The following is a 14,387-nucleotide window of genomic DNA, read 5'->3' on the forward strand; positions in this document are numbered from 1 at the left end:
CTTGTAAAGATTATTGGACGCGCACGATGCGGCCGGCCGCCGTGGCGCTGCCAGCCGGTTTGCCGACGCGCGCGCGGTCGATCAGGTAATTGCTGAAGGCGTCGATGTCGCGCACGCCCGTGTCCAGGCGGCGCGTACCGGCCGCCAGCACCGTGAAGCGATCGCCGCCACCGGCCAGGAAACTGTTGGCGGCGACACGGTATTGTTGATTGTCTTCAAGAGGGCTGCCATTCAGCATGATGCTGCCCGGCAGCACGCGCTGGCCCTGCGGCCGCGTGCTGTCCCAGCGGTAACTAAAACCTTCGGACACTTGCAACAGGTTGCCCTCGCCTGCCTCTTCGCCCGGCCATTGCTGCTCGAGCAAGGTACGGATTTGCGCGCCGGAAAGACTCACGACGATCAGGGTATTGCCGAATGGTACAACTGCCTGGTTCTGGCCCACGTTCGTCATCAGGTCGGCGCCCGCTTCCAGGTCCTTGCGGATGCCGCCATTGTTCATCAGGCCAATTTGCGCACCGGCAGCGCGCGCGCCGAACAGGGTGCTGTCGGCCACCAGGTCACCCAGCGGGGAAGCGCCGCCGCCCTTGGTGCTGCGGCCCACGTTCGGCACGGCAATACTGGCCACAGGACGCGACAATTCGGCCGCACTGCGCTGCTTGACCGACTCCAGGTAGGCTGCCACGGCCGGGTCCGGCTCATACATGCCTGGCAGCATGACGACGTTTTGCGCGCTGGCATCGATCAGCGCATTCTTGACGGGATCGACCTTGAGCTTGATGCGCGTCAGCATGTGTCCGCCCATCTGCGCCTGCGTCACCAGGCGGCCATCGACACGGCACAGATAACCCTGGTGCGAATGGCCGCTGATGACCAGCCCGATGGCCGGGTCGAGGCGTTTCACCACGTCGACCACTTCGCCCTTCAGGTGGCTGCAATCGGGCTGGTCGACGGCTTCCTTGGTCTCGCCGCCCTGGTGCAGCAGCACGACGAACACGCCCACGCCCTGCGCGCGCAGTTGCGGCAAGGTGGCGTTGATGGCGTCCGCTTCATCGCCAAACTGCAGGCCGGCAATGCCGGCGGCCGTCACCACGGACGGCGTATCCTTCAGCACGGCGCCGATCAGGCCCACCTTGACGCCATGCGCCTCTTCGATGCGGTAGGCGGGCAGCAGGGGCTTGCCCGTTTGCGTGTCGATGACATTGGCCGCCATATAGGTGTAGCTGGCGCCCTTGAAGTCGGGCGTGAATTTGCAAGCCTTGTCGGCGCGCGATGATTCACAGCCGCCGCGCTGCTGGCGCAGCAATTCCGCCTTGCCCTGGTCAAATTCATGGTTGCCGACGGAACTGGCCTTCATGCCCAGCATGTTCATGGCGACGATGCTCGGCTCGTCCGCCCACAGCGCCGACATGGCGGGGCTGGCGCCGACCAGGTCGCCATTGCCGACAAAGATCAGCTGCGCATCTTCGCGCCGCCACGCCGTCAATGCGCCGGACAAGGTATCGATGCCGCCGGCCTGCACCGTCTTGCGCTCGGCATCGGCAACGCTCGTGTAGGTAAATTTGCTGCGGTCGAGATTGCCGTGAAAATCGTTCAGGGCAACCAGGTTGATATCGACGGGCGCCACGGGATGGGTGGCGCAACCGGTCATGGCGGCGGCGATGGCCACCGCGATCAGGGATAAGGGCAGTGTTTTCATAGGCTTCGCAGCATAGCGCAATGGCCGGGGTACGGCATTGCGCAAACGGGTTAAACAAGGTCCGGCTGCACAACGCCGCCAGAAAAGAAAAACGGGCCCTGAGGCCCGTTGCAACACATCGCGCGCAGCCTGGCCTGCAGGCTGCGCGTCAGCGTCGATTAGATATCGATCGACAGGGTGACCGATACGAAGCGTGGTGCACCCAGGTAGTAACGCTGGGTATCAACCGACGTCGTCACACCAGCGATAGGCTGGGTGTTCTTGACGGTGGTCGAGGACGGATTGCGGTACTGCTTGTCCGTGATGTTGCTCAGGTTAAATGTCAGCTTGGGACGCTTGATGTAACCGAAGTTGGCAAAGGTGTAGCCGCCATCGATACCGAAGGTGGTGTAGCCTGGTGCCGTTTCATCATTGACCATCGATGCTTGCTGCTGGCCGGTGGCGCGCGCTTTCACGCGGGTCCAGAACGAACCATTCTGGTACTCGATCGACAGGCCGGCTTTCTTCTTCGGCGTGTTGATCATTTCCTTGCCAGCAGTCGGCAGGTACACATTCGTCGCGGACAGCATGTCGTCCTTGATTTTGCTGTTATTGAAACCCAGCGAACCGTACATTGCCCAGCCATTGATCGGCGTATTGCCGATTTCAAATTCCAGACCCTTGTTGCTGACGCGGCCCACGTTGGTGTAGCTGCTCGACTGCGTGATTGGATCGAAGGTGGTTGCCTGGCGGTCCTTGAAGTCGACGAAGAACGCCGTCACCGAAGCGATGAACTTGTCATCCTGGTGGCGATAGCCGATATCGGTATTCCACGACGATTCTTGTTTCACATCACCAACAAAGTTGGCAACGCCATTGACCACTTTCACGCTGGTGCCGATGTTGCCGAACACGAAGTTAGGTGGTGCTTTGACGTTCTTGGCGACCGAAATGAACAATTGATCGTCGTTGGTGATGCGGTAACGGGCACCCAGTTGCGGCAGCAGGGTGTTGTATTTCTTGATCAGGTTGTACGGCTTGACGTTGTTGTTTTCGTCGCCGTAGTTGGTGAAGTCACGCTTCACGTTCGGGCTACGTACGCCGATATTGATCTTCAGCTTGTCATCGTTCAGGCTGATCGTGTCTTGCAGGAAGAACTGATAAGCGGTCGAAATCGACATCCAGTTACGGCTTTGCGCTGGCGTGCCATCCGGACGCAGGATCTGGCCGTTTTGCAGCCAAGGATCTTGCGAGATACCATCATTGCTCAATGCCAGCATCGGGCCCGTTTGCTGATGGCGAGCGCGCTCGTACCAGAAGCCACCGAGCACATCGTGGTTACCGGACGACCAGTTCAGCGACGCGGTCACGCCTGGGCGGAAGGTCTTGGTGACGCTGGCGTTAGCGACCAGAACGGTGTCGATCGTGTCGCCGTCGCCGTTCAAGTCCACGGTGCCATTACGCATGCCAGTGGCTGCGTCATAGAAAGCTTTTTCCGACTGGGCGCGCTGTTGCACGCCGCCGTTACCATAGCCGTACCAGATGTATGGCAGTACTTTCAGGTCCAGGTTCTCGTTCAGGCGGAACTTGGCCGTTGCCGATGCGATGGCATTCTTGAACGGATTGATGCCCAGCTTGTAAAAGGCTGGGGACTGGGTTTTTTCAACTTGCGGCAAACCACCTTTTACCGGGGTCAAATGGCCTTGGAAAGTATCGGCATAGTCGAAGTTATAACCGTTCTTGTTGATTTCAGCCAAGGTCAGGTTATTGATGTTGTTGTTCATCGCCTCGTTGTACAGCAAGGTGGCGTGAATATAGTTGAAACGATCCCAGTCGTAGTTGATGCCGGCATCGATATGGTCGCGCTTGGCGCCGCCCTTGCCTTTCCATTTGTCGGCTTCAGCATGCGAAGCGGACACGAACATCTTGGTGCGTTTGTCCGAGAACAGGCCGGTGTCGACGCGCACGAAGGTTTTCTTCATGTTCAGTTGACCGATGGTCTGCATCATGCGCAGGCGGTGCTTGTCTTCAGGATTGCAGGTGTTGATACCGAAGTTGCCGCCGGTGGCGCCCACTTGTGGCGAATCGGCATCGGTCGAACCCTGGGTCACGGTTTGCGAGCAGGTATTTTCCTGGTCAACATATTCTTGTGGGTAGATGGCAAAACTACCGGAGTCATTCACCGGCACGCCGTTGATCGTGGCGCCGATCTGGTCGGAGTTAAAGCCGCGCAGTGTCAGGCCGCCGCCGAACAGGCCAGTTGCATCGTAGTTGTAGCTATTAACAGCTGGCAACATTTCCAGGGCTTCGTACGCATTGCCCGTTGGACGTTGCTTTTCCAGTTCTTCTGCCGTAATCGTGCTGCGTGCCTTTGGGGCATCTTCCGTCACCATCAGGCCCATACCGGTTTTTTTCGCGGTAATGACCACTTTTGCGGCTTCGCCGTCGGTTTGCGCATGCGCAGTGGAGATGCCGAAGCAAGCCAATTGGCATGCCACTGCGATCATACTTAGTCGCAATTTTGGTTGTTGAATGAACTGCATTTGAACCCCCTAGAGTGTGTTGTAACTTACAAGATTTTGACTTGCTTATATTGTGGTGAAACACGGAAACTATCCAACTAGACACGGCAGTATAAAGATCGAATATTTCAAATCCGTTACACGGATATGACCGCAATGTGACAGGAGCCGCTAGACATCCTGAATTGTCACAAAAGCGATATCAAAAATGACTTATTCAATTCTTCGCCGTCCAACTATGCATTAAGGTCTGTAGGCTGACAAATACGTTTTTTTTTAATAATTTATATATAAAAAATATAAATCACCGCTGGAAGCCGCATTTTTTGTATCAACCGAGCAAGCTCACCTCATCGGGGCGAAATTATAGATGAGCGGCAAGACTTGGAAATTGTTTCAGAAAATAATTGCAAGAAAGCACTACTAGCGCATCATTTTTTGTCGTAAAGGCACAACAAAAAGGATAAAAGGAGGGTTTTGTAACTATGAAGAACAGGAGGTTACGCGACCGCTAGTCGCGGTCGCGTGGCAAGGAAGAGAGGTGAAATACTTTTACGGTTTTACAACAGTTGCTTTGCGATCACTATTTGCGATCAAGGCTTCGAAACGGGTGAAACGGGCATCGAGCGCTTTCAGCAAACGTTGCTTGTCCGCTTCCGCCAAGAAGGAATAGCGCAGGCTGTTGTAGGACAGCTTTTTGATTTCCGCATAATCCGTCTTGTACTGGCTGGCAAACAGCACGTATTCATTCGACAAGGTATTGCGCGAGACGCCCGCGTCATCGGTGGAAATCACGAATGGCACGCCATACTTGCGGTACAGGGTGATCGGATGCGCCTGGCCTTTGATACCGAGAATGTAATCGTTGCTGGTCAGGTTCACTTCCACGGGAATGTTACGCTCGCGCATTTTCTGCATGGTTGCCAGCGCATTGTTTTCGTACGCGATATCCATGCCGTGACCGATACGGTCGGCGCCTGCCACATCGACGGCTTCGGCGATATGGAACGTCATGCCTTCCGGCGGCACCATGCCCAGCGCCAGCTCGCCGGCGTGCAGTGCGATCTTGACGTTTGGATACTTTGCCTTGAGGAACTTGAACATTTCCATGTGCAGGCTGTAGTCGCGCATCGACACGTTCACGCTTTCCTGGCCCACGATGTTCACGCCCACCAGCAGCGGATTCAGGCTCGCTGCCTTGAACGCGGCCACCATGGACGAGAACACTTGCGATGGCGACAGGAAACGCAGCACATACGCCTGGTAACGCATGGTGAAGTTCGCATCGTCGATGCCGGCGCTGCTGGCGTTGACGTTGTCGTTGTAGGCAGTGATACTTTTCTGGAAGCTGGCATCCTGCTCCAGGCTGCCTGTCCAGTTGGCCAGCACGGCTTGCAACGCTGCCGGCTGCAAGCCCGGCGCCAGCACCTGCTGGTCAAACTGCGCGTTCTGCACGAATGGCGACAGTTCGAAAATCGTCTCGATATAGCTGAGGTTTTCCGCGATGGCGCGCTGCTTCAGGGTTTTCAAGCCGTCAGCCGTGTTGCTCGACGCCACGGGACCGAAGTAGCCGAAGGTGTCAAAAAAGGTACGGTCCGGCGGCGTCTGGATGGCGCCATGGTTATAGAAATCCTTGGTCGACCAGCGCTGCAGCAATTCCGCATACAGGCCCGCATCGGCAAACACTTCCGTGGATGACAGGCATCCACGCTGCGCGGCCGGCTTGGCGCGCTCGGCCGCCACGACGTCCTTGTTGCTTTCGATGCGGTACGTCGTCTTGTTGACGCAATAGTTTTCCTTGTCGACCCAGTCGAGGAATTGCTCGGCGTAAATGGCGCCCGAGTAATGGTGATGCAGATCACCGCCCTTGGGCATCATGGAAAAGAACAGGCTCAACTCGGCTGTCTTCGGCTGCGCACCGGCAACCAGGGCGGCAAAATGGCGCGCGGTGGCCGCTTCATTGGAAGACGGGGCGGCTACCGCCTTGGCGGCCTGCGCCGTTCCGGTCAATGCCAGCGCGGCGCCAAGCGCCAGGCTAGTGAGTTTCTTGTGCATTCGCGTTCTCGCTCAGGATAATTCGTGTTGAACAACGGGTAGGTCAGCCCTGCCCTCGCACATGCACGCATTGCCCGCCTGAATAGGTGGCGGCCACGGCGCGGTCGTCGCCCAGCAGCGCAAAGGCAAACAGCAATTCCTCCAGGCTTTGACAGCCGGCCGTGCGGCGCTCGAGCAACGGCGTCGACTGCTTGTCGAGCACGATGAAGTCCGCTTCCGTGCCTGCCGTAAAATTGCCGAGGGTGCCTTCCAGCTGCATGGCGCGCGCGGCGCCCAAGGTCGCCAGGTAAAACATGCGCAAGGCGGGCAGATAGCTGCCTTTCAAGCGTGCTACTTTATAGGCTTCGTTCATGGTTTGCAACATCGAGAACGAGGTGCCGCCGCCCACATCGGTCGCCAGCGACAGCAGCACTTTCGCCGCATCGGCCCGCTCGAAATCGAACAGGCCGCTACCGAGGAACAGGTTTGACGTAGGACAAATGGCAGCCGCCGAGGACGTTTCCGCCATGCGTGCGCGGTCGCGCTCGTCGAGCCAGATGCAGTGGCCAAACATGGCGCGCGGACGCAGCATGCCGTACTGGTCATACACATCGAGGTAGCTGCGCGCCTGTGGATGCAGTTCGCGCACCCAGCGGCATTCATCCTCGTTTTCCGATACGTGGGTCTGCAAATACGTATCCGGATAGGCGCGCGCCAGTTCGCCCGCCAGGTGCATCTGTTCATTCGTGGATGTCGGCACGAAACGGGGCGTGACCGCATACAGCGAGCGGCCGTGCTTGTGCCAGCGCCGGATCAGCTCTTCGCTTTCGCGTGCGCCGGACTCGGCCGTGTCGCGCAGGAACTCGGGGCAGTTGCGGTCCATCATGACCTTGCCCGCCACCATGCGCAAGCCGCGCGCATCGCTGGCGCCAAAGAAGGCATCGACCGATTGCGGATGCACGCTGCCATACACCATGGCCGTGGTGGTGCCGCAGCGCAGCAGTTCATCGAGGAAAAACTCGGCCACGTTGCGCGCATGCTCTGGATTCTCAAACGCGCGCTCGGTAGGGAAGGTGTACGTCTCCAGCCATGGCAGCAAACCGGGGGCAGGCGAGGCGATCATTTCCGTCTGCGGAAAATGCAGATGCGTGTCGATAAAGCCGGGCACGATCAGCTTGCCGCGGTAATCGACGATCTCGGTACCTGGCGGCAAAGTCGGTTGCAGCGATGCATAATCGCCAGCGGCCACGACCTTGCCATCGGCCACGATCAGCAAGCCATCCGCATGCCAGGCGTGCGCCTCCTCGGTGAAAGCGGGATCGGCGTGAAAGTGCAGCAAGCTGGCACGGTAAGCTTGCAATGTGGCAGGAACTATCGGCATGACTTCTTTCTATAACGGGTGAATGGCGGCGCGTTTCTCGCGTCGCGGTGGCGCACTGGCAGTAGCCAGCCGCAGCGGTGCGGCCAGGGTGGCTGCGGCCGCTTCTTCCCACACCATGAGTAATTGACAGGCAACGGAAGCGGCGATCACGGCCGGCGCCTTGTTACGGATGCCGGGCATGCCGATCGGACAGACCATGGCGGCAATGCGCTCGTCCGGCACGCCGCGCGCCTGCAGGCGGTGCTCGAATTGCTTGCGTTTCGTATGCGAACCGATCAAGCCGAACCAGCCCGCATCCTCGCGCTCCATGATGGCTTGCGTCAAGCGTTGATCGAGCTCATGGCTGTGCGTCATGACGAGAAAACTGCCGCCCGGCGGCGCCATGGCAACGAATTCCTCGGGCGTGTCGGTGGTGGCGATGCGCACGTTATCGGGCATTTGCAGGGGAAACATGTCTTCGCGTTCATCGACCCAAGTGATATTGCAGGGCAAGTGGGCCAGCGCGCGCACGATGGCGGCACCCACGTGACCGGCACCAAACAAGGTCAGGTGCGCGCGCGGCGCCAGGCAGGGGTCGACCAGCCAGCGCCGGCCGTTACCATCCTGCGCGACATGGGTACTGCGTTCACGCGCGAACGTATTGGGTGCCTGGCTTGGCGCGCCGGCAATCAGTTTACCGGCAGCATCGAACAAGGCCGACGCGGCATCGCCGTCAAGCGCCGTGACTTTCCAGCTGTCATGCTGGCGCCGTTCGCGCAAGGCGGCCAGCAATTCGTTCAAGCTGGCATCGACATACTCGAACGCCAGGTGGACGACGCCACCGCAACATTGTCCCAGGCTGGGGCCGAGCGCAAAACGTTCGAGCCGCGCATGGGTATCTGCCGTGGCCAGCATGGTCTTGGCAATTTCCACGGCACGCAATTCCAAGTGGCCGCCACCGATGGTGTCCACCTGGCCCTCAAGGGTGACGCGCATCTTCGCGCCCGCCTCGCGCGGCCCCGAGCCTTCCACCAGGGCGACCGTCACCAGCACGGATGCCTGCGTGTCATTCTCGATTGCTGTCAGCCAGTCGCTCATCCTCTGCTCCTAGGCGCCGGCATGCGCCGCTTGCACGGCCATGACCGCCTTGAGGATTTCCTCGCTGGTAGCGGGGGCATTCAGCGGTGGCTGCACGGCGTGATGGCCCACGCTGGAAATGGCGTCGCGGATGGCAAAGAAGACGGAGAACGGCAGCAGCAACGGCGGTTCGCCCACGGCTTTGGAACGGTGGATGCTGTCTTCCACGTTGCGGTTCTGGAACAGCTTGACGCGAAAATCTTCGGGGCAATCGGAAATGCCGGGAATTTTATACGTCGATGGTGCGTGCGTCATCAGCTTGCCCGCCGCGTTCCACCACAACTGCTCCGTCGTCAGCCAACCCATGCCCTGGATAAATGCGCCTTCCACCTGACCCAGATCAATCGCGGGATTCAATGACTGACCAGCATCGTACAAGGCGTCCGCACGCAGCAGCTTCCATTCCCCCGTCAAGGTATCGACCACCACTTCAGCCACGGCCGCGCCATACGCATAGTAGGAAAACGGATGGCCCTTCATCGTCTTCGCATCCCACGACAGGCCAGGCGTGGCATAAAAGCCGTCCGACCACAATTGCACCCGGGCCAGATAAGCCTTCTGCACCAGCTCGGCAAACGCGACGACATGGCCATGCACGTGGATATGGTTATTGAAGAAGCGCACTGCAGCAACGTCGCCGCCGTACAGTTTGACCGCGTAATCGGCCAGGCGTTCACGGATCTGCCGCGCCGCATCCTGCGCCGCCTTGCCATTCAGATCGGCGCCGGTGGACGCTGCCGTGGCCGACGTGTTCGCCACCTTGCTGGTATCGGTGGCCGTGGCCCGTACGCGCTCCAGGTCCAGCCCCAGTTCGTGCGCCACCACTTGCATCACCTTGGTATTGATACCCTGCCCCATTTCCGTGCCGCCATGGTTGACCAGTACGGAGCCATCCACATACACATGGACCAAGGCACCGGCCTGGTTCAGATGCGTGACGTTGAAGGCGATGCCAAATTTCAGCGGCGTGAACGCCAGGCCCTTCTTCAGGATCGGGCTGGCCTCGTTGAACGCGTCGATGGCGCGGCGGCGCGCGCGGTAGTCGCTGCTCTCCTCGAGTTCCGCGACAAGCTCGTGGATGACGTTATCGACGATCTTCTGCCCATACGGCGTGACATTGCGCCCTTCTCCATCGTTACGCCCATAGAAATTGAGCAGGCGGATATCGAGCGCATCGCGTTGCAAATGGCGGGCGATTTCATCGATCACATACTCGATGGCAATGGCGCCCTGTGGCCCGCCAAAGCCACGGAAGGCCGTGTTCGACTGGGTGTTCGTCTTGCCGCAGGCGGCGCGGATATCCACGTCGGACAGGTAATATGTGTTGTCGAAGTGGCAGACGGCGCGCGTGGCGACGGGGCCGGACAGGTCGGCCGAATAGCCGGCACGCGTGGTCATGTCGACCTTGGCGGCAAGTATCCTGCCCTCATCGTCGTAGCCCACTTCGTATTCATAGTAGAAACAGTGGCGCTTGCCCGTCACCAGCATGTCGTCGTCGCGGTCGGCGCGCAGTTTCACGGGGCGCTTCAGTTTGGCCGCCGCAATCGATGCGGCCGCCGCCCACAGGGCCGACTGCGATTCCTTGCCGCCGAAACCGCCGCCCATGCGCCGGCATTCGACGGTGATGTTGTGCGAATGCACGCCCAGCGCATGCGCCACCACGTGCTGCATCTCGCTCGGATGCTGGGTCGAACACAGCACCAGCATGCCTTGCGCTTCCTTCGGAATGGCGTAGGAAATCTGTCCTTCCAGATAAAACTGTTCCTGGCCACCCACATACAGCTGGCCCTTGGCCACATGCGGCGCCTTCTCGAACGCCGCCTGATAATCGCCACGCGTCAGCTGCATCGGCGGCAGCACGTACGATTGTGCGGCCTTGGCCGCTTGCGGCGTCATGATCGCGGGCAATTCCTCGTACGATACCTGCGCCAGGCGGGCGGCGCGGCGCGCATGGTCGTGCGTATCGGCCACCACGATGAAGATGGGCTGGCCCACGTATTGCACCAGTTCCGCAGCCAGGATGGGATCGTCATGGATGATAGGGCCGCAGTCATTGGTGCCGGGAATGTCCTGCGCCGTGTAGACGGCGGCGACACCGTTCGCACTGCGCACAGCCGACAAATCCATGGCCTTGATGCGTGCATGGGGCTTTTGCGACAGGCCCAGCGCCGCGTGCAAGGTGCCTTGCAACTCGGCGATATCGTCCGTGTATGTGGCTTGCCCCAGCACATGCAATTGCGCTGATTCATGCGGACTGGGCTTGCCCACGGCGGCCCAGGCGGCCGCTTGCAGTTCGGGCGTGGCAGGATGGTTCATGCTGGTCCTTTCAGGCGCGGCAAGCGTAGGCGTTGACGGCAGTGCGCAACAGCGGCGCACCGGGGCGTGTTTCCAGCCAGAAGCGGCGCAACAGATTTTGCGCCGTCGTCATGCGGTAGGTATCCGAGGCGCGCATGTCCGACAGGGGCGCGTAATCGTCGGCCAGCAAGCGCATGGCGATGAGCAGATTGTCTTCCGTCCATGCTTGTCCGCGCAAAAACGCTTCCGTTTGCGCGGCGCGCTGCGGCGTGGCCGCCATGCCGCCAAAGGCGATGCGCGCATCGATGATGCGCTCGCCATCGAGCTGGAAGGCAAACGCGGCGCATACGGCCGAGATATCCTGGTCGAAGCGCTTGGCCAGCTTATACGTGCGGAATTGCACCTCAGCACGCGGCAAGGGCACGCGCACGGCTTCGACGAACTCGCCGGGCTGCAGATCTTTCTTTTGGTAAGCCAGATAGAAGTTTTCCAGCGGCATGATCCGCTGACCGCCTGGGCCGCGCAGCACGATCTCGCTGCCCAGCGCAATCAGCCACGGCATCGAGTCGCCGATGGGCGAGCCATTGGCCACATTGCCGCCCAAAGTTCCTGCGTTGCGGATCGGCAAAGAAGCAAAGCGTTGCCATAGTTCAGACAATTCCTGCGGATAATGCCCGCACAACGCCGCATAGGCATCGTTGAGGCTGGCGCCGGCGCCGATGTGCAACTTGCCATCGTCCACGACGATGGTTTTCAGCGCAGCGACGTTGCCCAAATAAATAATGTCGCCCAGGTCGCGCAATTGCTTGGTCACCCACAAGCCCACGTCGGTGGAACCGGCCAGCAGGCAGGCTTGCGGCTTTGCCGCGCGCAGTGCCACCAGTTCATCGATGCTGCGCGGCGCGTGAAATTGCTGGCCGCCATGTTCATACGTAGTCAGGCTGCTGCGCTGCAACGCCTGCAATTGCTGCGCCACGGCATCGCGATCGAACGTGACGTGCGGCAATTCGCCCATGCGTCTGGCTGCATCGATGATGGGCCGGTAGCCCGTGCAGCGGCACAGATTGCCCGACAGGGTATCGTCGATTTCGCCGCGCGTGGGTGTCTCGCCGTTTTTTTTCAGATACATGCCCCACAAGGACATGACAAAACCGGGCGTGCAAAAACCGCACTGGGAACCGTGACACTCGACCATCGCCTGCTGCACCGGGTGCAGGGCGCCGTCGGGCTGTTGCAAGTCTTCCACGGAAAACAGGGCCTTGCCATCGAGTGTAGGCGTGAGCTGGATGCAGGCGTTGACGGCCTTCATCTCGATTTGCCCATCCACCAGGCTGCCGATGACGACGGTGCAAGCGCCGCAATCGCCTTCGGCGCAGCCTTCCTTGGTGCCCGTGCAATGCAAATCCTCGCGCAGGTGCTGCAACACAGTCTGCGTAGGGGCGGCGTTGCGTACTTCCTGTACGGCACCACGGTAGTAAAAGCGGATCGGTTCTGACATGCTGGCCTCGGTATAGTCCTAGTATAGGAGATTAACACCGGCATATGGGACAACTATATGCAAAGACTGATTTTACTTATCACCCAATATCAATACCTATCAAACGGCACAGGGATGCGTCGCGTGCCAATGTTCGGCAATATCGATGCGGCGCGTGATCCACACATGCTCATGGCCTTGCACATAGTCGAGAAAGCGCGCCAGGGCGGCTGCGCGGCCAGGCCGTCCTACCAGGCGGCAATGCAAGCCAACCGACAGCATCTTCGGCTGATTCAAGCCGTTCGGATCGCCTTCCGCATACAGCACATCGAAGGCATCCTTCAAGTAATCAAAAAACTGTGTGCCCGAATTAAAGCCCTGCATGGCGGCAAAGCGCATGTCGTTCGTGTCCAGTGTATAAGGCACGATCAGTTGCGGCTGCACGGCAGGCATGCCGGAGGCATCCGTGTACGCTACCTTGTCCCAGAATGGCAGATCATCGCCGTAATAATCGGCGTCGTAGCGGAAACCGCCATGCTCGACCACCAGTTTGCGCGTATTCGGAGAATCGCGCCCCGTGTACCAGCCTTGCGGGGCGGAACCCGTCAATTCGCGGATGATCTGCACGGCTTCGCGCATGTGTTCGCGTTCCGTTGCCTCGTCCATGTTTTGGTAGGAAATCCAGCGCAAGCCATGGCAGGCGATTTCATGCCCCAGTTCCTGGAAAGCCGCCACCGCCTCCGGATTGCGCTTCAAGGCCATCGAGACGCCAAATACGGTCAGCGGCAGGCGCCGCTCCTCGAACATGCGCAGCAAGCGCCACAACCCGGCGCGCGAGCCGTATTCATAAATCGACTCCATGCTCAGGTGGCGCGCGGGAAAAGCGGCTGCGCCGATCATTTCCGACAAAAACGTTTCCGAGGCGGGATCGCCATGCAGCACGCTGTTTTCCGCCCCTTCCTCGTAATTGAGGACGAATTGCAGCGCGATGCGGGCCTTGCCCGGCCATTGCGGATGGGGTGGCGTGCGGCCATAGCCGATCAAGTCGCGTGGATAATGTTCGTAATTGTTCATGCGGAGGCGCGCCTATAAGAGGACAATGTTGGCTATATGCCCAATCATATAGCCCGGCGCAGTCACCGGTATATGATTTGCACGATAAGCACATTCACTCACCCTATATACAGGATAGCAAATGGGAAAACTCAGCACGCATGTACTCGATATCGCCCACGGCAGGCCGGGAGCCGGCGTCAAGGTGGCCCTGTTTTCAGTTGCGCCGGAAGGCAAAGTGTTATTGAAGATGGATATGACGAACAGCGATGGCCGTTGCAGTTCGCCCTTGCTGGAAGGCGACAGCATGAAGGCGGGCCAGTATGAACTGGTCTTCAATGCAGGAGACTATTTCGCCGCCCAGGGCGTGGAACTGCCCTCCCCCCGCTTCATCGACCTGGTCACCCTGTCCTTCGGCATTGCGCATACAGACGAGAACTACCACGTGCCGCTGGTGGTATCGCCGTGGTCGTATTCGACTTATCGCGGGAGTTAAGCGACGTTAAGTAAAAAAGGCAGCGCGTAGCGCTGCCTTTTTTTACGCCTGCTGAACCGAACACCCGGGGTCAGACCCTCCACACCGCCAACGCCAGATTCGACGCCAACGCGCGAGGGGGTCTGACCCCAGCCTTTGCTGTTGGGTTGCCCCGTCAATGTCCAGACGAAAAAAAACCCGACCATTGCTGATCGGGTTTTTTCTTACTACGAATAACAAGCCTGACGATAACCTACTTTCACACTGGTTGCAGCACTATCATCGGCGCAAAGTTGTTTCACGGTCCTGTTCGGGATGGGAAGGGGTGGGACCAACTTGCTATGGTCATCAGGCATAAC

Annotated in this window: 9 protein-coding genes and 1 rRNA gene; 1 reads left to right on the plus strand and 9 read right to left on the minus strand. The window is 59.4% G+C overall.

The genetic code is table 11. The features are described from left to right. Positions 1-10: 10 nt before the first annotated feature. The 8 genes from CSQ91_RS21980 to puuE form a co-directional block, all read right to left on the minus strand. On the minus strand, positions 11-1,696 hold the full coding sequence (locus tag CSQ91_RS21980) for a bifunctional metallophosphatase/5'-nucleotidase (RefSeq protein ID WP_257217439.1): 1,686 nt from the start codon (positions 1,694-1,696) through the stop codon (positions 11-13). 158 nt (positions 1,697-1,854) lie between these two features. Further along, positions 1,855-4,182, minus strand: coding sequence for a TonB-dependent receptor (locus tag CSQ91_RS21985; RefSeq protein ID WP_257217440.1), 2,328 nt, complete (start codon positions 4,180-4,182; stop codon positions 1,855-1,857). A 567-nt stretch (positions 4,183-4,749) separates the two neighbouring features. Next, positions 4,750-6,252, minus strand: a complete 1,503-nt coding sequence (locus CSQ91_RS21990; protein ID WP_099389603.1) for an adenosine deaminase family protein — start codon at positions 6,250-6,252, stop codon at positions 4,750-4,752. A gap of 43 nt (positions 6,253-6,295) precedes the next feature. After that, positions 6,296-7,612 (minus strand): guanine deaminase, encoded by a 1,317-nt coding sequence (gene guaD, locus CSQ91_RS21995; protein WP_099389604.1) that lies wholly within the window; start codon positions 7,610-7,612, stop codon positions 6,296-6,298. 9 nt (positions 7,613-7,621) lie between these two features. Further along, positions 7,622-8,689, minus strand: coding sequence for a xanthine dehydrogenase accessory protein XdhC (gene xdhC, locus CSQ91_RS22000; RefSeq protein ID WP_099389605.1), 1,068 nt, complete (start codon positions 8,687-8,689; stop codon positions 7,622-7,624). A gap of 9 nt (positions 8,690-8,698) precedes the next feature. After that, positions 8,699-11,044, minus strand: a complete 2,346-nt coding sequence (gene xdhB / locus CSQ91_RS22005) for a xanthine dehydrogenase molybdopterin binding subunit (protein ID WP_099389606.1) — start codon at positions 11,042-11,044, stop codon at positions 8,699-8,701. Between the two features lie 10 nt (positions 11,045-11,054). Further along, positions 11,055-12,521: a xanthine dehydrogenase small subunit gene (xdhA, locus tag CSQ91_RS22010; protein WP_099389607.1), complete on the minus strand. Its 1,467-nt coding sequence runs from the start codon at positions 12,519-12,521 to the stop codon at positions 11,055-11,057. A gap of 99 nt (positions 12,522-12,620) precedes the next feature. Continuing rightward, positions 12,621-13,574 carry an allantoinase PuuE gene (gene puuE / locus CSQ91_RS22015; protein ID WP_099389608.1) on the minus strand — a complete coding sequence of 318 codons (954 nt, stop codon included), beginning with the start codon at positions 13,572-13,574 and terminating at the stop codon, positions 12,621-12,623. 121 nt (positions 13,575-13,695) lie between these two features. Between puuE and uraH the strand changes: the two genes are divergently transcribed. Then, entirely contained in the window at positions 13,696-14,049 is a 354-nt protein-coding gene (gene uraH, locus CSQ91_RS22020) for a hydroxyisourate hydrolase (protein WP_034785620.1), read from the plus strand. 219 nt (positions 14,050-14,268) lie between these two features. Here uraH and rrf read toward each other — a convergent pair. Beyond that, positions 14,269-14,381: ribosomal RNA gene (rrf, locus tag CSQ91_RS22025) — 5S ribosomal RNA — on the minus strand. Positions 14,382-14,387 lie beyond the last annotated feature (6 nt).

The organism is Janthinobacterium sp. BJB301, assembly GCF_002735685.1.
Classification (GTDB): domain Bacteria; phylum Pseudomonadota; class Gammaproteobacteria; order Burkholderiales; family Burkholderiaceae_D; genus Janthinobacterium; species Janthinobacterium lividum.

Bases quoted from the DNA above. Each gene is read 5' to 3' on its own strand.
- xdhC (WP_099389605.1), bottom strand. From the start codon at position 8,689: ATGAGCGACTGGCTGACAGCAATCGAGAATGACACGCAGGCATCCGTG.
- CSQ91_RS21980 (WP_257217439.1), bottom strand. From the start codon at position 1,696: ATGAAAACACTGCCCTTATCCCTGATCGCGGTGGCCATCGCCGCCGCC.
- xdhA (WP_099389607.1), bottom strand. From the start codon at position 12,521: ATGTCAGAACCGATCCGCTTTTACTACCGTGGTGCCGTACAGGAAGTA.
- uraH (WP_034785620.1), top strand. From the start codon at position 13,696: ATGGGAAAACTCAGCACGCATGTACTCGATATCGCCCACGGCAGGCCG.
- xdhB (WP_099389606.1), bottom strand. From the start codon at position 11,044: ATGAACCATCCTGCCACGCCCGAACTGCAAGCGGCCGCCTGGGCCGCC.
- puuE (WP_099389608.1), bottom strand. From the start codon at position 13,574: ATGAACAATTACGAACATTATCCACGCGACTTGATCGGCTATGGCCGC.
- CSQ91_RS21990 (WP_099389603.1), bottom strand. From the start codon at position 6,252: ATGCACAAGAAACTCACTAGCCTGGCGCTTGGCGCCGCGCTGGCATTG.
- guaD (WP_099389604.1), bottom strand. From the start codon at position 7,612: ATGCCGATAGTTCCTGCCACATTGCAAGCTTACCGTGCCAGCTTGCTG.
- CSQ91_RS21985 (WP_257217440.1), bottom strand. From the start codon at position 4,182: ATGATCGCAGTGGCATGCCAATTGGCTTGCTTCGGCATCTCCACTGCG.